At 47.1% G+C, this 21,481-nt stretch carries 16 protein-coding genes and 1 pseudogene; 5 read left to right on the forward strand and 12 right to left on the reverse strand.

The features are described from left to right. Nucleotides 1-172: 172 nt before the first annotated feature. The 3 genes from H7T88_RS04750 to H7T88_RS04760 are packed head-to-tail and all read right to left on the reverse strand — an operon-like array spanning nucleotide 173 to nucleotide 3,958. Complete coding sequence (locus H7T88_RS04750) at nucleotides 173-1,771, reverse strand: UDP-glucose--hexose-1-phosphate uridylyltransferase (protein ID WP_221787328.1); 1,599 nt, start codon at nucleotides 1,769-1,771, stop codon at nucleotides 173-175. Between the two features lie 14 nt (nucleotides 1,772-1,785). Continuing rightward, entirely contained in the window at nucleotides 1,786-2,775 is a 990-nt protein-coding gene (gene galE, locus H7T88_RS04755) for a UDP-glucose 4-epimerase GalE (protein WP_090915498.1), read from the reverse strand. A 1-nt stretch (nucleotide 2,776) separates the two neighbouring features. Beyond that, on the reverse strand, nucleotides 2,777-3,958 hold the full coding sequence (locus tag H7T88_RS04760; RefSeq protein ID WP_221787329.1) for a galactokinase: 1,182 nt from the start codon (nucleotides 3,956-3,958) through the stop codon (nucleotides 2,777-2,779). Nucleotides 3,959-4,124: 166 nt separating this feature from the next. On the opposite strand from H7T88_RS04760, the gene H7T88_RS04765 reads away from it, so the two are divergent. Then, the gene (locus tag H7T88_RS04765; RefSeq protein WP_221787331.1) at nucleotides 4,125-5,093 is read left to right on the forward strand and encodes an AraC family transcriptional regulator; all 969 of its coding nucleotides are present in this window, start codon (nucleotides 4,125-4,127) and stop codon (nucleotides 5,091-5,093) included. Between the two features lie 84 nt (nucleotides 5,094-5,177). On the opposite strand, the gene mgrA is transcribed toward H7T88_RS04765, so the two are convergent. The 6 genes from mgrA to H7T88_RS04795 form a co-directional block, all read right to left on the reverse strand. Continuing rightward, nucleotides 5,178-6,194: an L-glyceraldehyde 3-phosphate reductase gene (gene mgrA, locus H7T88_RS04770; protein WP_154888539.1), complete on the reverse strand. Its 1,017-nt coding sequence runs from the start codon at nucleotides 6,192-6,194 to the stop codon at nucleotides 5,178-5,180. Between the two features lie 109 nt (nucleotides 6,195-6,303). Continuing rightward, nucleotides 6,304-7,044, reverse strand: coding sequence for an NAD-dependent protein deacylase (locus H7T88_RS04775; protein WP_221787334.1), 741 nt, complete (start codon nucleotides 7,042-7,044; stop codon nucleotides 6,304-6,306). 48 nt (nucleotides 7,045-7,092) lie between these two features. Further along, nucleotides 7,093-7,860 carry an HAD family hydrolase gene (locus H7T88_RS04780; protein WP_154887548.1) on the reverse strand — a complete coding sequence of 256 codons (768 nt, stop codon included), beginning with the start codon at nucleotides 7,858-7,860 and terminating at the stop codon, nucleotides 7,093-7,095. Between the two features lie 27 nt (nucleotides 7,861-7,887). Continuing rightward, nucleotides 7,888-8,664, reverse strand: coding sequence for an alpha/beta fold hydrolase (locus H7T88_RS04785; RefSeq protein ID WP_221787340.1), 777 nt, complete (start codon nucleotides 8,662-8,664; stop codon nucleotides 7,888-7,890). Between the two features lie 83 nt (nucleotides 8,665-8,747). Further along, nucleotides 8,748-9,413 (reverse strand): bifunctional 2-keto-4-hydroxyglutarate aldolase/2-keto-3-deoxy-6-phosphogluconate aldolase, encoded by a 666-nt coding sequence (locus H7T88_RS04790; RefSeq protein WP_090915508.1) that lies wholly within the window; start codon nucleotides 9,411-9,413, stop codon nucleotides 8,748-8,750. A gap of 90 nt (nucleotides 9,414-9,503) precedes the next feature. Further along, a complete protein-coding gene (locus tag H7T88_RS04795; RefSeq protein ID WP_154887546.1) occupies nucleotides 9,504-10,469 on the reverse strand; it encodes a sugar kinase in 966 nt (321 codons plus the stop codon). A gap of 232 nt (nucleotides 10,470-10,701) precedes the next feature. Between H7T88_RS04795 and H7T88_RS04800 the strand changes: the two genes are divergently transcribed. From H7T88_RS04800 to ilvD, 3 genes and pseudogenes are all read left to right on the forward strand, one after another. Next, on the forward strand, nucleotides 10,702-11,742 hold the full coding sequence (locus H7T88_RS04800; protein WP_221787343.1) for an acyltransferase family protein: 1,041 nt from the start codon (nucleotides 10,702-10,704) through the stop codon (nucleotides 11,740-11,742). Between the two features lie 120 nt (nucleotides 11,743-11,862). Beyond that, nucleotides 11,863-12,111 (forward strand): annotated as a pseudogene (locus H7T88_RS04805) (KGG domain-containing protein); the annotation flags it as partial. A 324-nt stretch (nucleotides 12,112-12,435) separates the two neighbouring features. Continuing rightward, complete coding sequence (gene ilvD / locus H7T88_RS04810) at nucleotides 12,436-14,121, forward strand: dihydroxy-acid dehydratase (RefSeq protein WP_090915516.1); 1,686 nt, start codon at nucleotides 12,436-12,438, stop codon at nucleotides 14,119-14,121. 214 nt (nucleotides 14,122-14,335) lie between these two features. Here the strand turns inward: ilvD and H7T88_RS04815 are convergent, their stop codons facing one another. Next, complete coding sequence (locus H7T88_RS04815; RefSeq protein ID WP_221787346.1) at nucleotides 14,336-15,757, reverse strand: polysaccharide deacetylase family protein; 1,422 nt, start codon at nucleotides 15,755-15,757, stop codon at nucleotides 14,336-14,338. Between the two features lie 172 nt (nucleotides 15,758-15,929). Here H7T88_RS04815 and H7T88_RS04820 point away from each other — a divergent pair, with 172 nt between their 5' ends. Then, nucleotides 15,930-17,078, forward strand: coding sequence for an AI-2E family transporter (locus tag H7T88_RS04820; protein ID WP_221787347.1), 1,149 nt, complete (start codon nucleotides 15,930-15,932; stop codon nucleotides 17,076-17,078). Nucleotides 17,079-17,111: 33 nt separating this feature from the next. Here the strand turns inward: H7T88_RS04820 and H7T88_RS04825 are convergent, their stop codons facing one another. Next, nucleotides 17,112-18,911 (reverse strand): peptidoglycan D,D-transpeptidase FtsI family protein, encoded by a 1,800-nt coding sequence (locus H7T88_RS04825; protein WP_312027579.1) that lies wholly within the window; start codon nucleotides 18,909-18,911, stop codon nucleotides 17,112-17,114. 127 nt (nucleotides 18,912-19,038) lie between these two features. Next, nucleotides 19,039-21,321, reverse strand: a complete 2,283-nt coding sequence (locus H7T88_RS04830; protein WP_221787457.1) for a methyl-accepting chemotaxis protein — start codon at nucleotides 21,319-21,321, stop codon at nucleotides 19,039-19,041. Nucleotides 21,322-21,481 lie beyond the last annotated feature (160 nt).

Below are 21,481 nucleotides of genomic sequence, written 5' to 3' on the forward strand. Positions count from 1 at the left end.
CATCTGAGATAAATGGAAGATTAAGCGGCTGCTTTTCCAAATAAATCGTCCCCTTTTCCTTATGTAGTGTGGGTCATTCTAACTGTTCTTCTTTCGTTCCTTACTCTATTATACATCTCGAACCATGCCAAAAAGCACCCGTTCACAATTGAACGGATGCCAAATGGTCTTCCTACTCGGTATAGCCCATGCTACTTACGAAGCGACGGAATGCTTGACGTCCAGCTTCATCATGTTTGTACACACCTGCATGCTCCAGAATTTCGGAGAATTTCAAACCTACCTGCTGTTGTACAAGTGTAACCGCTTCTTCCTTCGTCAAGCTGGAGCCATGCCCCTGCTTCAACTCTTTTGTCCACGGTAAATGTTTGTTCAGCTCGTGATCCGCTGCCTGGGCAGCTTCTGCAAGCTGTGTATTACCCGCCAAGATGTCGGCAATGCCATCCAGCTCTTGCTTCAGGCGTCCCGGCAAAATAGCCAGTCCCATGACTTCGATCAAGCCGATATTCTCTTTTTTCAAATGGTGCATTTCACGGTGTGGATGGAAAATCCCTTCCGGATGCTCGTCATTTGTACGGTTGTTACGCAACACGAGATCCATCTCAAAACCGCCATCCGCACTACGGCGAACAATCGGAGTTACCGTATTGTGAGGTACCTTCTCTCCGTCTAATTCGCTGAACGCTTCGATCTCCACTGCCGAATCACTATACACCTTCCACGCTTCGTAGACCGCGTTACCCGCTTCTAGCAATTCCGCAGGATCATGTGAATGCAGACGCATCACGGACATCGGCCATTTGACAAGGCTAAGTGTCAACCCTGGTGCATCCGCATGACGGAAGAACGCCTCTGGCTGTGCGTTTTGAATGGCAAACGTATGACGTCCACCTTGGAAGTGGTCATGGGTCAGAATGGAACCGCCCACGATTGGAAGATCGGCGTTAGAGCCGATAAAGTAATGCGGATATTCCTGAACAAAGGCAAGCAGTCTGCGCAAGGTATCCTTCGTCAGTTTCATCGGCACATGATCATGATGGAAAATAATGCAGTGCTCATTGTAGTACACGTACGGCGAGTATTGGAACAACCACGGCTCATTGTTAAGCTGTAGCGGAATGACACGCAGATTCTGGCGGGCCGGGTGATTCACCCGACCAGCATAACCTACATTTTCACGACACAGCTGACATTTCGGATATACCGGAGGTGGAAGCAATTTCGCCATAGCGATTTCCTTTGGACTCTTCTCCGGCTTCGAAAGGTTGATCGTGATCTCCATCTCGCCATAAGCGGTATCCTGCGTCCAATAGACGTTCTTGGATACGCGATCCATTCGGATGTAGTTCGAGTTAATGGATAAGTCATAAAATTGCGATGTTGCCGCCTCGATACCTTCCGTTTTCTCCTTATCACGGAAAGCACGCACAACTTCTGAAGGGCGCGCCATCAGATGACCCATAATTTTCGCATCCAGCAGGTCACGGAAGGTATCGCTATTTTCAGGAATGAGTCCAATCGTATATCCATAGTCAATGAGAGTGTCCAACATGGTCTGTGGACTATCAGGAACTGTAGCATGCAATTCACCGGCATAAGGCTCCGAGAATCCGAACTGTTCCATCAGCAGGTTGCGACTGTAATCATAGTCCGCTTCCTCGATCAATTTTTTCTGTAAGGCAAATTCGACCAGACGCTCAATGGCATGCAGTGCTTCCTGCTGCTCGGGTGTACGCTCTGTGGCCTCTGCTCCAGGTTGAGTCTGTGACATAAGATGTTCGCCTCCTAGTTTTTTCCGTAGCCTTCAGGGCGTGATTGATGCCAGTTCCATGCGCTTTGAATGACATCTTCGAGATTTGTCCATTTTGGGTTCCAACCCAGAACGGATCTTGCTTTCGCAGAAGATGCCACCAGCACAGCCGGGTCACCTGCACGACGTGGTTCCTGAACAACCGGAATATCCAGGCCTGTTACTTTTTTAGCGGTTTCGATCACTTGTTTTACCGAGAATCCAGTGCCGTTACCCAGGTTGAACACGTTGCTGTTCTCCCCTTTGCGCAAATAATCCACTGCACGCAGATGCGCATCAGCCAGATCACTAACGTGGATATAGTCGCGGACACATGTGCCATCCTCTGTTGCATAGTCATCTCCGAATACAGCGATATGTGAACGTTGTTTCAGTGCCGTCTGCAATACAAGCGGAATCAAGTGACTTTCCGGCTGGTGATCTTCACCGATTTTGCCACTTTCGTGTGCACCGGCTGCATTGAAGTAACGCAGGGAAACGTATTTGATGTCCTGCACTTTGTCGAACCAGGACATCATGCGCTCCATCATCAATTTGGTTTCACCATATACATTCGTAGGCTCCGTACGGTCGCTCTCTTCGATCGGCACTTTCTCAGGCTCACCATAAGTTGCTGCTGTAGATGAGAAGACGATGCGACGTACATTCGCTGCATTCATTGCTTCAAGCAGGCAAAGTGTGCCGAATACGTTATTATCGTAGTATTTAGCCGGTTCTTTCATGCTCTCGCCGACGAGCGAGTTCGCCGCAAAGTGAATGACAGCATCAATTGAATTTTCCGCGAACAGTTTCGTCAGGATTTCCTTGTCACGCAAATCACCTTCATACAACTTACCGCCAAGCAATGCCTCGCGATGTCCTGTTTGCAAGTTATCCAGTACAACGACTTCTTCGCCACGTTCAAGCAATGCTGCCACCGTATGAGATCCAATATATCCTGCTCCACCTGTCACCAAAATTGCCATTTTACTTCGCCTCCTTGAGTTCGTTAACACCTTCGCCTACACCACATACATAGAAATCACCTTTGAGACCGGTGCGTGCTTCATATGCTGCACCCACTTCACTCACAAAACGTTCCACATCATTCTCATGTACCAGAGACACCGTACATCCACCAAAACCTGCACCCGTCATACGTGCACCCAGTGTTCCTGGAATTCGCTGCGCTTCCTCAACCATGACATCCAGCTCGTTGCAGCTCACTTCATACAAATCACGCAACGATTCATGTGAAGCATTCATCAACTGTCCAAACGTCTGCAAGTCATTGTTCTGCAGCGCTTCTACGGATGCAAGTACTCGTGCATTTTCTTCTACAACGTGCTGGGCACGCTGTCTGACTTTCTCATCCTTGAGCTGATCCTGTAAGGTGTCAAACTGCTCTGGCTTTAATTGAGCCAGGTAATTCAGTGCAGGCAGCTGTTCCTTCAAAATGGCAAGTGCCTGCTCGCATTGAGAGCGCCGCTCATTGTAAGCCGAATCAACCAAACCACGGCGTTTGTTTGTGTTACCGATAATCAGTTTGTATGCACCTGTACGGAAAGGCACCTTCTCGTACTCCAGCGTATCACACATCAGCAGAATCGCATGATCCTTCGCCCCGTTGGCTACAGCAAACTGATCCATGATGCCGCAGTTGACACCAACAAACTCATTCTCTGCTTTCTGGGACAAAAGCGCAAGTTCCACGGTGTCAATGTCGAGTACCCCTTCCATGGATTGAATCGCATACCCGGTGAGAACCTCCAGAGATGCTGATGAGGAAAGTCCTGCGCCATTTGGTATTTCACCGTGGTAGAGGAAATCATACCCTCTCGTCACTTGCACACCTTTGCCTTGCAGCTGTACCATGACGCCTACCGGGTAGTCCGTCCACTCCCCCGTTTTCTCCTGACCAATGGAGGCTCTGTCCAGAGTCCCCTCGTAAGCCATATTGGTAGAAGCCAGCTGTAATGCGTTATCCGTACGTTCACGAATGAGCAAGGTTGTGCCAAACTCAAGCGCGGCCGGGAGCACATAACCACCGTTGTAGTCGATATGTTCACCAATCAGATTCACACGCCCAGGGGCATGGAATACACGGATGTCCGCTCCACTTTCTCCGTACCTCTCAATAAACTTTTGTTGCAAATCAGTTACATTCAAAGCTGATGCACCTCGCCTCTTTGTTGTGGTTTTCTTAATGTTATTATACAAGGAAGTGATCTCTCTTAAAATGAAACCATGTGTGATTCATATGGATAAATGTGACCTTTAATCATATAATGAATCTAACGACTGAAGCTCTAATCAACGGAAAGAAGGATTCCACATGAAAGATTCCAAAACAAATCCGGCAGAAACATCCCATAACACAACAGGTTCATCCAGTTCGTCCAGCTCCAGACCCTCACAGGAAACAGCCGTAAGCAAAAGCGGAGCACTTAGTTATTCGGTTGCCTCCAATCCCACCTATGATAACCGAGGGGCACTTCATGTCCTGTTTGCTGGTGCAAGCCAGACTCTCCCTGGACATGCACTTGGACCGAAGCTATATGATTATTATCTTTTGCATTATGTAGAAAAAGGAGCCGGCACGTTCCGTACGGAGCTGCACACCTACGATCTCGCCGCAGGTGATTGTTTTTTGATCCATCCGGGACAACTGGTAAGCTACCAGTCCCATAACCGGAAGCCGTGGCAATACCGCTGGATTGCCTTTACAGGCAGTGAAGCTGCCGGGCACGTCGAACAGGCCGGGTTTAGGCCCGAGAAATCGGTTTTTCATGCCGGTACAGCCTGTGACATATCCAACTGGTTGTCGGTCATGCAGGACGCTTTTGCCGAGCGAAAAGAAAGCGCCCATTATACATCACTCGGTACACTGTACATGATTTTAGCCGAGGCCCAGACCCATCTCTCCGAGGGGCAAACATTAACATCAGGAGAATCCTCCATTCGGCGGACGGTAAAACAGATGATTCAATATATGTCCACTCAATACGCTTACCCCGTATCCATTGAACAAATGTCGGAGAGTCTGGGATATAACCGTGCATATCTTTCACGTATTTTCAAGCAGGAAACCGGACTCACCCCTGTGACCTATTTGTTGAAACTGCGGATCGACAAGTCACGTCAATTGCTTCGGGAACGTCCAGACTTGTCCATTGAACAGGTATCTGCATCTGTTGGTATGCCTGATGCTCTGTATTTTTCCCGTCAATTCAAACGTTTCCACGGCGAAGCCCCCACTCTCTATCGGGAGAAACTGCTTGCGCGTCCGCTACGCTCAAAATAAAAAAAGTGCATCTTGCCTTTATGGCTAAGATGCACTTTTTGTGTGTGATTTATTTCTGAACATTACCCTAATATGGGACAGGTTCTAATCTTTGTTTTTATTCGTAGACTCTGGTCGCAAAATGGATTCAATCCGCTCCAGTTCCTCCGTGGAAAACTCCAGCTGACTAAGCGCAGCTACGTTCTCTTCAATCTGAGACGGACGGCTTGCGCCAATTAGCGCAGACGTGACTCTTCCATTGCGCAGTACCCATGCCAGTGCAAACTGGGCAAGACTCTGACCACGGGATGCCGCAATCTGATTCAGAGCACGTACCTTACGAAGTGTCTCGGGAGAGATATTATTTTCATTGAGAAATACAGAAGGGCCTTTGGCACGGGAATCTTCTGGAATGCCATTCAAATATTTGTTCGTAAGTACACCTTGCTCCAATGGACAGAACGCAATACTGCCTGCTCCGTATTCGTCCAGCACATCCTGAAGTCCATCTTCAATCCAGCGATCCAGCATGGAATACCTTGGTTGATGAATCAGCAATGGCGTACCTAAGCTTTTCAAGATCTCTGCCGCCTGTCTCGTTTGCTCTGCAGGATAATTGGAGATACCAACATAAAGTGCCTTGCCGGAACGAACCATATGATCAAGTGCCATCATTGTTTCTTCCAGCGGCGTATCTGGATCATAACGGTGTGAATAAAATATATCCACATAATCCAGTCCCATTCGTGTAAGGCTCTGATTCAGACTGGATATCAAGTATTTGCGAGAACCCCACTCACCATAAGGTCCTGGCCACATATAATATCCGGCTTTGGTGGAGATAATCAGTTCATCCCGGTATGGTTTCAGATCCTGAGCCAGCACCTGCCCAAACAGTTGCTCTGCTGAACCTGCAGGTGGGCCATAATTGTTAGCCAAATCAAAATGTGTAATGCCGAGATCAAATGCACGTGTAATCATGTTGCGTCCATTCTCTACACTGTTAATTCCACCAAAATTATGCCAAAGTCCAAGTGAAATCGCTGGCAGCTTGAGGCCGGAACGTCCCACGCGGTTATATTTCATCGTTTCATAGCGTGTTTCAGCAGCTACATAGACCATCATGAATCCCTTCTTTCCACAGGTTCGCGCATCCTGTATCCAAGCCTTAGCCAGAGGATGCCATAATTCCGTTCAATGCGTTTAATAAAAGCTGGTTCACAACTTTGTATCAACCAATAAGCTGTTCTACACCCTTCATTACCTCGCCAATCGGCTCTGTAATCAACAAGTCTGCCCGATGATCGTAAGCGGTTGGTGTGGCATTGAGCAGAACGGTGTGTTTTCCCTGAAAATACGTAATTAATTGCGCTGCTGGATATACCGTCAACGAAGTCCCACCTACAAGCAATAAATCTGCTGAAGACAGGGCGTCGATGGCATGATACAACGTTGCCTGATCCAGTTCTTCTTCGTACAAAACTACATCTGGCTTGACCACACCTCCGCATGACGAGCAACGAGGTACAACCTCTTTCGATTGCATAATGTCATGCAGCGAATAGAACTGCTTGCAATCCATGCAAGCATTGCGATGAACCGAACCATGAAGCTCCAGCACATGACTGCTGCCTGCCTTTTGATGCAAACCATCGATGTTTTGCGTAATGACAGCGTGAAGTTTACCTTTCTGCTCCAGCCTGGCAAGTAAACGATGACAACCATTCGGTTCCGCATCGGGATGAAGCATTTTCCCCCGGTAAAAGTCATAAAAAATATCAGCGTGCTGATCAAAAAAATGTCGGCTTAACAGTTCCTCTGGAGGATAAGGGGAGTGCTGCTCCGTCTGGTACAGTCCCGCAGCCGAGCGAAAGTCGGGAATCCCGCTTTCCGTTGAAGTTCCGGCTCCTCCGAAAAAAACAATGCGTGAGCTTTCCTGAATCCAGGCAGCCAGTTGCTCTGTTGCGTTCATCCTCTCTCCTCCTTTGATTTCCTTATACATACGAACATAGCGCAGGATCTATAACACAATACCTAACTCATCATAATGACGAATGACGGCGTCCGCATCATGCAAATGCGCACTCTGGTCCGATGGAAGACAGTACCCCAAAGTATATGTTGCTCCTGCATGGCGGCCCATTTGCATATCACCGTTGCTGTCTCCAATGACTACAGCCTCATGAGGCTCAACCGCTAATTCCCGGCAAGCCAGCAGGAATGATTCACCATCGGGTTTGCCGCGCGTTACCCGGTCACAGCCTACAATCGAACTGAAAAAGGAACGGATGCCCATCCAGTCCAGATGTGTCTCAGCCGCTAATGTACTGTCGGAAGTCACCACTGCAAGCTGAATGCCTGCTTCCTTACAACGTTGTAGTAAATCCAGTAATCCAGGCATGGGTTCAGCGGATTTCCGCTCTCTTACAGACTTCATCGCTATACTTGAAAACTGGCGTATCGTTGTAATAGCTTCGTTCCATGGCGTACCCGTAGCATAGAGCTGACCTGCCAGCCAGCCGTTACATTCATCTACAGTTGCAATGGCAAGCGGCCCTTGCACATCGTAGCCGCTGAGATGACCTTCCGAATCGTGAACCGTACCCAGCACATGTTCGAGTTCCACGGTAAAAGAGGCATCACGTTCTCGCATCCATGCTTGCATTTGCACGAGCATACTCTCGGCCCAAGGACCCCATAATTGAAGAAAATCCAGCAAGGTGCCATCTTTGTCAAACAGAATTGCCCTGCAGGGGATCTTCTCTCCCTGCACCTGTAGCAAAGCCACTCACCTTCACCTCCGCTGAAAATTAGACTACTTGATGGTATCTAACCAAGATAACAACGTTTTGACCGTCTGCTTCAACTGATCCTCTTCACTAATTGATGGCTCACCGTCACCCTTCTGATGACCATAGTCACCAAACTGAGCGTGGTTCCCTCCTTCAACGGTGTAATACACGGTATCTGGTGGCAAATACATGCGTCCAGCCTGATACTTGGTCATATTCACAACTCCATCATTCGTGCCGAGAATGGATAAGGCCGGAATATCCAGCTTCTGCACACTTCCCTTTTCATCCGGATAGGACGCCAGGAAAAAAATGCCGTGAAGGGCATCTGGATGTGCCACTACATATCGTGCAGCCATGGAGCCACCTAACGAGTGACCACCCATGACGAACTGCTCTTCAGGGTATGCTGCCAAAATATCATCGGCCAGATCGGGTTTGATTACAGCCAAATTTACCGGCATCTTAGCAATAATGGTATGATGGCCAGCTGCAGCGAGCTCATGAGCAAGAGGAGCATAACTTTCTGGTTTAACTAATCCGCCAGGATAGAAAAGCACACTTTTTCCATTTGCTTTAGGTTTATCCGGCTTAAAATCGATCCAATTCTCCTGCTCACTGACGGTAACCCCGCCGGCTGTTTCCATCGCAGCCTGCGCCGATTCCTGTGGGCCGTAAGGCGTGAGCAACTTCCATGCAACATATCCGCAACCAATAACAATGAGCGCCAAAAGTACGAGCAGAAACTTGCCAATGCCCCTCTTCTTGCGCCCCGTATTATAACGATTTCTCAACATCATTCACCTTTCTACACTTCCGCAAATTACCGCGGCTTATGGAAGCGGGAGCCCGCTTGTCGCAGGCTCCCTTCCATCTTGAAACATTATTCAGCCTTGGCTTTGCGATAAGCTTCCATATATTGTTCCGCTTTGCGGCGGACATGACTCAAATCTCCCGTCTTTACAGCTTCCGACGTCAGGTCAGAGCCGATCCCGACAGCTACTGCTCCACCTTTGATCCACTCACCAAGATTGGACAAAGATACACCGCCTGTTGGCATGAAGTTCGCCTGTGGCATAGGGCCTTTCATCGTTTTGATAATGGATGGATCATACAGGTTGCCAGGGAACAGCTTGATAATATCCACGCCAAGCTCCAGTGCACGCTGCACGTCAGCAATGGTCATGACACCCGGCAAGATCGGCACACGATACAAATTACACATCTGAACGGTCTCAGGGTTAAGAGATGGTCCTACGACAAACTCGGCACCTGACATAATCGCAGCTCTCGCCGTTTGCGCCTCAAGCACAGTTCCTGCGCCAATAATCGCGAATTTCTCCGGATCTTGCGTATTCCAATGATACACACGGCTTAATTTTTCGATCGCTTTGAGCGCACCCGGAACGGTCATCGTAATTTCGATAACCTTGATCCCACCCGCGATTGCCTGCTCGGCCATAGCAATGACCTGGTCAGCTGAATCTGCGCGCAGAACCGCCACCACACCATTGTCCGTCATCTTTTGCAACAGTTGAAGCTTCTTCATTTCATTCTCTCCCTTGTTCATGTGGTGGTTGTATATACAAACTTTACATTTTTAAAGAACGAAGATGAGTCATCCTGATTTTAACGCGACTTAACGCTCGACGTGAGCAACATTATTCAACTTGGCCTCGACCTGTGCCCATGTCGGGAGTGCTTCCCAATCCCCGACGGCCTGAATAACCATTGATCCGTTCAAATTACCAAGTCGGGTCGCTTCCTGCGGAGTGTATCCCTTTAACAGACCAGCTAAAAAACCTGCACAGAATCCGTCTCCAGCTCCGACAGTATCAAGAACCTGATCTGCTTTAAAGTACGGAACTTCCGTTAGGGTACCATCCGCAAGTACGTAGGTCAAATCAGGCCCACCCTTAACAATGCACACGGCATCCATGGCAGCTAAGCGTTCAAGCACCTTCTCATCGCTTTCTTCGTTATATAACAGTTTCATCTCATCCAAACCTGGTAAAAAGTAGTCAGCCTGTTCTGCCAAACGCAGCAACACAGGGCGAGCCTTCTCTGCTGACCATAGCTTGAGGCGCAGATTTGGATCGAAGCTCACTTTCACCCCCGCCTGCTTGGCAATATGTATGGCGGCTTCAACCGTGGAAAGTCCTGAATCGCTGATGGCTGCAGTAATACCTGTGACATGCAAAATCTTGGCCCCGGCAATATATTCCGGATCAAGATCATCCGGTGTCATCGCACTCGCCGCGGATAACTTCCTATAATAATGCACCGAGGCTTTCCCGGAAGCGTTCTCACGAATCATCAGACCTGTAGGTTCATGATCACTTAATTTGGCCCGGGATACATCTACACCTTCGCCGCGAATAGCTTTTAGAATCATGTTACCGATCGGATCGTTGCCAAGCCGTCCAAACCAGCCGCTGGTATGTCCAAGGCGTGCTACGCCAATGGCCAGATTGCTTTCGGCACCTCCGAACGTCTTGTCCAGTGTAGCTGCATATTCAAGCCCTCTCGTATCTCTGGCCGTCAGCAACCCCATGCTCTCCCCGAATGTAATAATATCAGGGCTTTGAAAGGGACTCGTTGACATATTGCCTTCCTCCTTAATATTGACTACCTCATCTTCTTCTACCATTGTCATCCCGTATGCAACCGTTGTCAATCCCGAAGCATTCTTTTTGTTGTCACATCTTTGAGAAAAGATAACGTTTACTAATGTGAATTAAATCACAATCATTAAAGTGAATCCATATTAACCTTAGTACAGATGTATATAACGAATGCAGATAAACTTTTAATGAAGTTTTCGAGGGGGCTACATCATGAGAAAACAGATACTGATTCAACATGATCAGGAATCTTTCTTTTACAATCTTCGCTTTATGTTAATTGTGTGCGTACTTGCGGGAAATGCACTGGAACCACTCATTACTCGCTTTGCCGGAGCAGAGGCATTGTTTCTGTGGATTTATACGTTTCATATGCCACTGTTCGTTTGGGTGACCGGATATTTTGCCAAACCTTCTATCCAGGGTGCCTCGGGGCGCAACGTGCTGAAACAGATTGCACTACAATATCTTCTGTTCCAAACGTTATATGCATTGATGGATGCGACCGTGTTTCATACACCACATATGCGCTTATCCTTCTTTGCACCGTACCTGTTGCTATGGTTCCTTGCCAGCCATTTCTGCTGGAGGTTACTTGTCCGTCTCACCATCTCTTGGAAACCTGTATATCGGTTGATTGCTTCAATCGCACTGGGAGTCATTGCCGGTTACTTGCCTGTCGACGGTTTTTGGCTCAGTTGCAGCCGCACCTTTGTATTTCTTCCATTCTTCGTAATTGGATATGACTATGGTGCAGCCATCCGTGCGCGCCTGCTCCCAGGCTGGGGCCGTAGAGTAGCCGGAATCCTATCTGTTGCTCTGCTGGTCTATATTGCATATGGCGATTTAAACATTCCGCAAGGATGGCTGTTTGGAAGCAAGACTTATGCTGAATTGGGGCATCAGGAGTGGTATGCCGGGATTTTCCGGCTTGGCGTGTATCTGCTGGAGATCATCTCCGCTACGCTTTTCCTTGCCTGGGTTCCGAACTTGACCTCCAAACTGACAGACCTGGGGCGTCGTACATTGTACGTCTTCCTTTTACACGGATTTCTTGTACGGCTTGCGATCTGGTCAGGGATCTACAGTTATATGGGTAGCGCACTCTTCATCCCGGTTATCCTTGGTATTGCTGTGCTCTTCTCGGTTACTCTGGCTCACCCGCTTGTACGGCATACCTTTAAAGTACTCATTGAGCCGGACATCTCCCGGATTTCAATTCATCGACATGGTGTTTTCAAACGTTCTGCTTGAGATTTAACTCACTCCTATTATCCAACCGTTTCCATTTAAGTTGTTTCATGCTGGAAAAACTGTGGTAATTCAGCATACACGATGCAAAAAACAACTTATCATGGTAAGGAGTGATTTGTAATGGCACAAGGGCAGACATCTGAACGCAAGATGAGCAGAGAAGAAGCCGGACGGTTAGGCGGGAAAGCTACTTCAAGAAACCATGACCGGAGCTTCTACCAGACGATTGGTAAAAAAGGTGGCGAAGCTACTTCCGACGCTCATGATGCAGATTTCTACAAGGAAATCGGACGTAAGGGCGGCGAAGCTACTTCCGAAAACCATAGCAAGGAATTTTATCGCGAAATCGGTCGCAAAGGCGGAAGTAGTTAACTGAGCTTATAAAAGAAGTATACCATTCAAAGCGAACCTCGCTTTAACTTAATTCAGAAGCCAAACTCCATGTTAATGGAATGTGGCTTCTTTTCTATATGTCTATTGATTGTAGAAATATGACGATGGTTGTGATAGACTCTATAGAAAAACCGGGTGTTCACGGGTTTAAAGCAGCAAAGAAATTCACAAACTACGGGGAGCCAGACACCAGCCCACGGGTTTAATTTTTAGAGTACGGATGAAATTAAACGACAGATGTACTGCCATTTATTTTTCCATTCATGTTGCTCAATATTATATATTTGGGGGGAATACACCATGTCAGCCAATAAAATGCGTTCCGATATGATCAAAAAGGGGTTTGACCGCGCACCACACCGGAGTTTGCTCCGTGCAGCGGGCGTAAAAGAAGAGGATTTCGGCAAGCCGTTTATCGCGGTATGTAACTCGTACATCGATATCGTACCTGGTCATGTTCACTTGCAGGAGTTTGGTAAAATTGTTAAAGATGCCATTCGTGAAGCCGGCGGCGTTCCGTTCGAATTCAACACCATCGGGGTTGATGACGGGATTGCGATGGGACACATCGGTATGCGTTACTCCTTGCCAAGCCGTGACATCATTGCGGATTCCGTAGAAACGGTTGTATCTGCTCACTGGTTCGACGGCATGGTTTGTATCCCGAACTGTGACAAAATTACACCAGGTATGATGATGGGCGCACTCCGCTGCAACATCCCTACCGTATTCGTAAGCGGTGGACCGATGAAAGCAGGCCGTGACAGCAACGGTAAAGCTCTTTCCCTCACTTCCGTATTCGAAGGCGTAGGTGCTTTCCAGGCGGGTAAAATCGACGACAAGAGCTTGCTTGAGCTTGAGCAGTTCGGTTGTCCAACTTGCGGATCATGCTCCGGTATGTTCACCGCGAACTCCATGAACTGTCTTGCAGAAGCGATGGGACTGGCTATGCCGGGTAACGGAACCATTCTGGCTGTTGCTCCAGAACGTCGTGAGTTTGTTAAACAATCGGCGAAACAGTTGATGGAACTGATCAAACTGGATCTGAAACCACGCGATATCGTAACTGTAGAAGCCATCGACAATGCGTTTGCTCTGGATATGGCGATGGGCGGTTCTACCAATACTGTACTGCATACACTGGCTCTGGCTCACGAAGCTGGCATTGAATATCCGATCGAACGTATTAATGAAGTTGCTAACCGCGTTCCGCATCTGGCGAAACTTGCACCAGCTTCTGACCTGCATATCGAAGATGTTCACAATGCAGGCGGCGTAAGTGCGGTTCTGAATGAATTGCTCAAGAAACCGGGCGCAATCCACGCGGACTGTATTACGGTTACAGGTAAAACCATCCGTGAAAACGTGGAAGGCCAGGAAATCAAAGATACAAACGTAATCCACAAGCTTGATAACCCGCACTCCGAAAAAGGCGGACTGGCTGTATTGTTCGGAAACCTTGCACCACAGGGTGCAATCATCAAAGTTGGTGCGGTTGATGCTTCGGTTGGTGGATACCACAAAGGCCCTGCGATCTGTTTCGACTCTCAGGAAGAAGCACTTGAAGGAATCGCTAACGGGAAAGTTAAAGAAGGACATGTCGTGGTTATTCGTTATGAAGGACCAAAAGGCGGACCAGGTATGCCTGAAATGCTTGCGCCAACTTCCCAGATCGTAGGTATGGGACTAGGTGCCAAAGTCGGTCTGATCACGGATGGACGATTCTCCGGCGCATCCCGCGGAATCAGTATCGGCCATATCTCTCCAGAAGCAGCGGAAGGCGGCCCAATTGCCTTTGTTGAAGAAGGAGATATCATCGAACTCGACCTGAACAACCGGACGATTGAGTTGCAAATTAGCGATGAGGAATTCGAGGCTCGTCGTGCGAACTGGAAAGGTTTTGAACCAAAAGTCAAAACCGGCTTGCTGGCTCGCTACTCCAAGCTTGTAACCAATGCAAGCAACGGTGGCGTACTGAAAATCTAGTTTGCTTGATGAAGTCATACGTACTGAACCAAGTTTATAAAACCAAAAAGGATGAGCTCTGCCACACTGGCATAGCCCATCCTTTTTTTTGATTGGAAGTACGTACAAACGATATCCTCAGAAAAAGTTCTATTTTCAACAAATGAATAATTAAATTTGAGAAAGAGCCGTTTACAACAAACATCACCAGCAGATTCAGTTCTCATCCATTAAATCAATTCTGTTCCGTTAAAACCTCATTTTCTATAACAAAGGAATCGTCTTCTGCTTGTTCAGTTACACCTGAAGCGACCGTATGATGTTGCTGTCCATAACGTTTCAACAGTTCTTCAACAGGCATCACAATCATTTTAGGCACCAATTGATCTGTCCGCTGTTTCAAGCGCTTTTGCCCTGCCGGATGAATAACGCTAAGCAACATCCTCAGATATAACTTGGAGGCCAAGCTGAACGGGCCTGGTGCCAGCTCTTGCACAGTGAATCCAAATTTCTCAGGACCACGGTTAATCATGCTCACGCCATAAAGTGCCTTTGCCGAACGTAATTCAGGATCGGCTGCAACAATCTGTGCCAGTTCTGGCAGTTGTTGTTCCATCGTACGGATCATACGAATCGCTAGATGCATTGTTGAACGGGATGTAACACCAAGTTCGAATAAAGTTTGATTGTCAAAATGTAGCTCTATAATCGGATCTCCATTCTGCATCACATAACCATGTTCCATCTCAACTCGTGCACCGTGGTACACACGGGAACGAAAATGGAGCATCGGATCTTTAGATGACGCGGCTCGCAGATGGTATGCCCAATGAAACAGCTTTTCCCATCCTAACCACAAAGCAACCACGGTACGTTTCCACAGCTTCAGCTTCAAGCGGGGTTCCACTTCTTGCCGTGCAACCACTGACGACAATTCGGTTATTGAGCTACCATTCATCAACGTGTCCACACGAACACTTTCCAAACCACGTCTCTCGGCCTCCTGCAATAAGGCCTCCAGCGCCTCAAGCATCTGCTCTGGCGCGTGTGCATCTGCTCCTAAGGTTGTGCCGCGATCATGGAGCAACATAACCTCCCCGCCCTTTAATTTGTTCAGCATACGTTTTTTCAATTGCTCCGTACCTACGCTACATTTCCAGTCCTCAAACATGGCGGACCACAAAATGATCTTGCGATCTTTTTTACTAAAAAAATCAAACAGGTTCATAATGCCCCATGGCGGACGATAATAACAGGTTTTCTCACCCGTAATCTCTTGAATAATCTGACCTGTTCGATCGATCTGATCCCGAACCGTTCGTGGACGCATCAGCCAGTTTGTTTTGTGAATATAATTATGAATTCCGATTAAGTGTCCTTCCTCATGCATACGTCTGATTAACTCCGGATGACTTGCCGCATGTTCTCCCACGACAAAAAAAGTTGCCTTTACATTGTACTTGCGTAACAGTTCAAGCAACCGGGGTGTATACAAAGGGTCAGGCCCATCGTCAAATGTCAGGGCATAGTGTGTCTCACTTTTCCCCCTTCTGAACACACGAAATCCGAAGAGTCTGCTGATCAAACTTGGAATAAAAGCATAAAAAGAGGACAGATACAATAACCACAGTAAAATACTCTGAAGCATCGTTGTCATGATGTCGATTCCCCACTTCTCCTGCTAATTTACGGCCATACGGCACTTTCTAAAATAAACCACCTTTAATTTTATCATAGTTAGTTCTTTTATTAAATGCTGTTTCCTCAAATCCCCACTATCATGTACAATGAATACAATCTAATTTCTGCCTGTAAAGGAGTCTATGCCCATGTTGCCGCTTTATAAAAAGTACGGGCGCACCGTGTTTGATATCGCTCTGCTCGTGTTAACCGTGTATGTGATCATGTTTGCTTTTAGTAAATTGTATCATATCGCTGCACCCGTTTTTCTTTCATTTATTGTCTTTTGGATGATTGAGCCATTAGCCAAATTCCTCCACCGAAAAGGATTGCCCAAAACAGCCGGAACTGCCATATCAGTGTTATTGTTTCTCGGGCTCATTGTAGCTGCCTTTTTCGGTCTAGGCTTTTTTATCATTTCACAAATTTCCGATCTTCAGCTCAATTTCCCGGTGTATGTTGAGATGATCCAACGTGAGTTCACGAATCTGGTCTTGCTCATTCAGGACAAGTCCAATGCCCTTCCTGACGGAATATTGGATAAATTAAACGAATATTTCGCTACACTGTCCGGGATACTATCCCGGTGGGTCACTAGTGGAGCACAGTTCATCATCGGCTTTCTCAGCTCATTCTCTACCTTCATTACAAACTTTGGGATCGCGATCATTCTCGCATTTTTCCTCAGTATCGAGATTGAATCCTGGCGTAAGTTTGCTCGTGCCAAAACGCCCAAAACATTAAAAACAGCGAATGAATTTATGCGCACTCACGTGTTCAAAACGATCCGTTCCTATATGAAGGCACAATTGATCATGATGCTTATTACTTTTGTATTGATATATGCGGGGTTGCTGATTCTGGGAACCTCCAATGCCTTTACAATCGCAGCAGTCTGTGCCATCTTTGATCTGGTGCCACTGCTTGGTGTTCCAGTGATATTTATTCCGTGGATTGTTTATTTGTTTATAGTGGGCAATAGTACGCTTGCCATTGGCTTGATTGTGGTTTTGGCTGTGACCATGCTGACGAGACAACTGCTTGAACCGAAAATTTCAGGGAATTCCATCGGTGTTTCCTCTGCTTATTTGATGCTTTCGTTTATGTTAATTTCCCTGTCGGTCTTCGGACTCGCAGGTGTCGTGTTATCTCCTGTGCTTCTGATCTTGTTAAAAGAACTACTACAGCAAGGTTATCTGCAAAAATGGATTCATCTGCCCACTGACGAATTCGAATCGTCACCATTAGTAGTTGATTCTCCTGCCCCTGATATTTCAGAGAGAACAGAACATCAGTAGATAACATGCTCGTGATCTTTTCCTGTGAACCAATCACGAGCACTCTGCCAGATAGTCCATAACTTTGCGAAACAGAGCTGTAGCCTGATGGGAAGCTACTGGAGAGACATTCTGTACCAACACAGCAACCGCGTATCTCGGCTTCTCTACGGGCCCATATCCTATAAACCATTGATTGTTTTTGGCTTTCCCATTTTGTTGTACCTGAGCTGTCCCTGACTTCCCTGCAACATGCCATCTCGCGTGTTGCAGGGATTTTCCTGTTCCCTCTCGTACTACGGTATTCATCCAGCTTAACAGCAGATGAGCTGTGGTCGGAGAAACCTGTCCTTCTGCTGAAGGAGATGCATGTAAAGGCATGTCCAGCATCGTACCTCCATCCGCGTAACGGATTCGTTGCACAAGCCGGGGGGCATTTACCTTTCCATCATGCAACAATGTCACGATCAGGTTTGCTGCTTGTAGCGGAGTCACCAGAACATCCCGCTGTCCAATGGCTGTCTGAATTTTGGCTCCTTCGTCTGCAGACTTCACGGCTTCTGTCCGAATACGCCCCGGTTCTTCATGATCAAAATGTTTTAATACCGGCATCCCCGCGATATGTTGTGCCTGCCAGCCGACAGAACGTGCAAGCCCCAGACGATCAGCGGTTTGTTCCAATTGCTCCATGTGCAGTCTACGTGCAGTCTCAGCGAACACAATGTTACATGACTCCGCGAATCCCTTTTCCAAATTCAACTCACCATGTCCATGCTCTTTCCAACAGGCTAGTCCATATTTTCCATAAGCTCCTTCGCAGTGGAACTTCTCACCACGAGAAACAACCTGATTTTCCAGAGCTGCTGCAGCCGTTACGATTTTGAAAATAGAGCCTGGTACAGCCGCTTGTATCGCTCGATTCCCCCAGGAGGAGTGCTGTGGATTGACATGCTGCGGTTGATAAAAGGGACGTGATACCATTGCGCGTACATCTGCATTTGCAGTATCAAGAACCACTATGGCGCCTTCCTGTAACCCGGAGGCTTCTGTTAATTCTTCGATGCCTTGCTGTATACGTGCATCAACAGTGGTCTCCACCACTAATGGATAGTGCGAATTCGTAGGTGCGATCACGCGCGGTCCCATCTCAGGAATGACCTGCCCACTCCCTGTTACCATACGAGTTATTAACGTAGGTCCCACACCTCTTAGCAACGGTTCCAGCGTCCTTTCCAGTCCAGCTGCTCCAGATTTCATGGCAAAAGGCTGTTTTACTTCATCTTGATGTCTGTGAAATCTCCCATGATCTTTGGGCTGTTCGTTTAAATAACCCAGCCACTGGCTTCCACTGGCCTTCGGGAAATACCTCGTCATAACAGGATACACATCAGCCCCTTTGAGGTGCAGGTCCCGTACATTTACAACTTGAGCATCCGTTAATAAAATAGGCTCTGAGCCGCCTCCGCCTCCAGTCCAAAGATGTGGCGTTCTCTCTTTATGCCATTCCCTATTTAGCTGATTCACATCTGTATGAAGGAAAGAGGCAAGTTGTTTGAGCTTAGGATCATGCTTACCTTCCCCACTGGATGGATAAAGCACAAGCCCCCATTGCAGCTTCCCTGTTAATGGACGCCCGTGGACATCCGTAAACTGCCCACGGCCAGAATCCAGCATCACACCCTGTTCACGTTGTAGCACCGACATCTCCCGCACGGTTCGCTGAAACCCTGGCATGATTCGGTTCACTTGAACCATTTGAATCCATCCAAGTCTCAGCACCAACACTGCGAAGAGAATAGTAAGTCCGGCGCTTATTATGGCTATACGACGTTTCCACACCAGTTGCAACTGCACACCTGTTCCACCCTCACCTTTTTCGTGTATTATGCGCTGTCCTGTCTGGAATCATCCGGAAAACAAAAGAAACCTGCCTCGAAAAGGCAGGTTTCTTTTGTGATTTGTAACTTGTTGTGTCTGCTGATTACACCGTAAAACGTGAGAGTGTTTCTTTCAGTTCAGTTGATACATTCTCCAGCTTGCCAGAGAGGCTGACGAGTTGATTACTGATGTTCTGCTGTTCACTGCTCAAGGAAGCTACTTCCTCTGAAGTTGCCGAGGACTCTTCAGCAACAGCGCTGACATTGCTCATCGCTTCAGACAACGTTGCTTGAGATTTGCTCAACTCTCCAATGGAGCCTGTAACCATACCCAGACGTTGCACGAAAGCCCCCATCTGCTCCTGTACAGAAGCAAAGATCACATTCGTATCTTTTACAGCATCCATCTGTTCCTTAAACAAAGGATATGCATCGGACAGAGCTTTTACCGTTTCGTTCATCTCTGACATGATTTTGTCGGTAATCTCCCCAACCATATCAATGGACTGTCTGGACTGTGCAGCGAGTTGACGCACTTCATCCGCTACGACCATAAAACCACGGCCAGCAGCACCAGCCCGCGCTGCTTCAATCGTTGCATTCAGAGACAAAATGTTGGTCTGCTTCGTAATATTTTGCATAACATCGAGCACCTTTAATACAGAAGATGTGCTCTCTTTTAACGAATCAACTTTGTTAACCAACGCTCCAATCATTTCTTCGGTCTTCTGCGTTTTGGTCATCAACTGATTCAGATGCTGTGTTCCTGTTTGACTGGATTTCTCCACATGACGGGCAGAACTGCCCATCTCTTCATTGGCTGCAATCACACTTTCCATCTGACGAGAGATATTATCTGTCAACTCATTGCCTCGTTCCGCTTCCGTTGCCAGACTACCTGCACCACCAGCAATTTCTTCAGTAGCTACAGCAATTTCAGAAGCAGATACAGCTGTTTTCTTTGAAGCATTGCTCAGTTCTGTAGCTGTATCCAATACTTCCTGTGCGGAACGATTGGTCTGCTCGACCAGCTTCGTAATTTGTTCCATCATCGTATTAAATGCAGCGGAGAGCTGTCCAATCTCATCTTGGGAACTATACGGAGTGCGCACTTTCAGATTTCCTTTTGCACCCTCTTGCATCAGATCTTTCAATCCGCTGAGCGGACGAGCAATCATACGGACCATCCAGACACCGATGACCACTGCCAGAGCTGCAAATGCAAGTGCCATCCACAAGGTCATTGTCAAGATGCCTTTGGCATCCTTAACCAGCATTGAAGTGGGAACCATACCGACCATCTTCCACGCAGATGAATCCAGCGTACTGTATACAGCCAGCATATTCGTCGATTTGCCATCGATATCATATTCGGTATTTGTGCTTCCTGCGGGCTCTTTCAAATCTTTCACAAAGGCTAGTTCCGTTTCTTTTCCTGCACGCCCCGCCATAGACGAAGCAACGACTTTGTTATCCGGAGCAATCAATTGAATGACCGATCCTGCACCCAGATCCAGTGATTTCAGTTGCTCCTCCAGCACTTCCAGTTTCAACTCAATAATCAGTACATAAGACTGTGTTGTACCTTGCAGATTCTTCATCGAACGTGCAATTCGGAAAGTCTGTGTTGTGCCATCGGTCTTCTCTTGTGTCGGGAGCCAGCGGTATCCACCCTGTGCTATGAGGTCCGCATACCATGATTCCTGACGCACGCCTCCCATCGTTGAACTGCTGTTCCCTGTCCCCATAACCGATTTAGATTCATCTGTCGGTACCAAATAAATCGCTTCCATGGATTTGTTTGTAAAAGCTACATTCGATAACTGTTTATTAATTGAACTCGAATTGACGAACGTATCATATGCCGTCAGATTTGGGTCCGACATTTTCTGAAGCAAAGACTGCATCTCTGGATCAAAGAAGATCTGTGTAGATGTATCCACAAAACGCTCCAAAATGATATCCAGCTTCTGCTTGGTTTGATCAATCGTCTCCTGATTTGCTCTGGATGCATTAGCCTCGATCGTATTTTTAGCCTTGGAATAGGATAATAGACCCAAACTAATAACAACAATCATAATGGCTGCAAAAAAGATTAAAAATAGTTTAACCCCTACAGATTTGACCGGATTCACTTTTCTAATCTGTTTGAATGAATTGCCTCCAAGCCCTTTCCAATCACGATTCTTCAGTTGTTTCTTCAACCAATCCACTTTGATCCAATCAAACCGGATCTTACTTCGATCAAATTTGAAAGGCTTTTTATGTATCCCTTCTTTTTTAATATTGACCGGTTTAACTTTCTTTACATTCTGTGTCTTATCAGGCTTAGCCTGCTCGGGTTGTGTGCTGTGTTCCCCACTGTCTTTATCCTTCTTTTGTACCATCCCAATCACCTGCCAGTAATTTTCTTGTTAGATTTTTCAATCTCTCCCCTATAAATATGTAGTATTCGACAGCTTTCCTGCTTTCCCTCCAATCCCTCAGAAATATATTACAACTTTTTTCCTATTTTTCTATAAAAAAAAGACCCCCATTTACCGATAT

It is taken from the genome of Paenibacillus cucumis (ex Kampfer et al. 2016) (genome assembly GCF_019748695.1).
Taxonomy (GTDB): domain Bacteria; phylum Bacillota; class Bacilli; order Paenibacillales; family Paenibacillaceae; genus Paenibacillus; species Paenibacillus polysaccharolyticus.

Excerpts from the sequence above, each read along its gene's own strand:
- H7T88_RS04750 (WP_221787328.1), bottom strand. The coding sequence starts at position 1,771 with ATGTCACAGACTCAACCTGGAGCAGAGGCCACAGAGCGTACACCCGAG.
- galE (WP_090915498.1), bottom strand. The coding sequence starts at position 2,775 with ATGGCAATTTTGGTGACAGGTGGAGCAGGATATATTGGATCTCATACG.
- H7T88_RS04765 (WP_221787331.1), top strand. The coding sequence starts at position 4,125 with ATGAAAGATTCCAAAACAAATCCGGCAGAAACATCCCATAACACAACA.
- mgrA (WP_154888539.1), bottom strand. The coding sequence starts at position 6,194 with ATGGTCTATGTAGCTGCTGAAACACGCTATGAAACGATGAAATATAAC.
- H7T88_RS04775 (WP_221787334.1), bottom strand. The coding sequence starts at position 7,044 with ATGAACGCAACAGAGCAACTGGCTGCCTGGATTCAGGAAAGCTCACGC.
- H7T88_RS04785 (WP_221787340.1), bottom strand. The coding sequence starts at position 8,664 with ATGATGTTGAGAAATCGTTATAATACGGGGCGCAAGAAGAGGGGCATT.
- H7T88_RS04790 (WP_090915508.1), bottom strand. The coding sequence starts at position 9,413 with ATGAAGAAGCTTCAACTGTTGCAAAAGATGACGGACAATGGTGTGGTG.
- H7T88_RS04795 (WP_154887546.1), bottom strand. The coding sequence starts at position 10,469 with ATGTCAACGAGTCCCTTTCAAAGCCCTGATATTATTACATTCGGGGAG.
- H7T88_RS04800 (WP_221787343.1), top strand. The coding sequence starts at position 10,702 with ATGAGAAAACAGATACTGATTCAACATGATCAGGAATCTTTCTTTTAC.
- ilvD (WP_090915516.1), top strand. The coding sequence starts at position 12,436 with ATGTCAGCCAATAAAATGCGTTCCGATATGATCAAAAAGGGGTTTGAC.
- H7T88_RS04815 (WP_221787346.1), bottom strand. The coding sequence starts at position 15,757 with ATGACAACGATGCTTCAGAGTATTTTACTGTGGTTATTGTATCTGTCC.
- H7T88_RS04820 (WP_221787347.1), top strand. The coding sequence starts at position 15,930 with ATGTTGCCGCTTTATAAAAAGTACGGGCGCACCGTGTTTGATATCGCT.
- H7T88_RS04830 (WP_221787457.1), bottom strand. The coding sequence starts at position 21,321 with ATGGTACAAAAGAAGGATAAAGACAGTGGGGAACACAGCACACAACCC.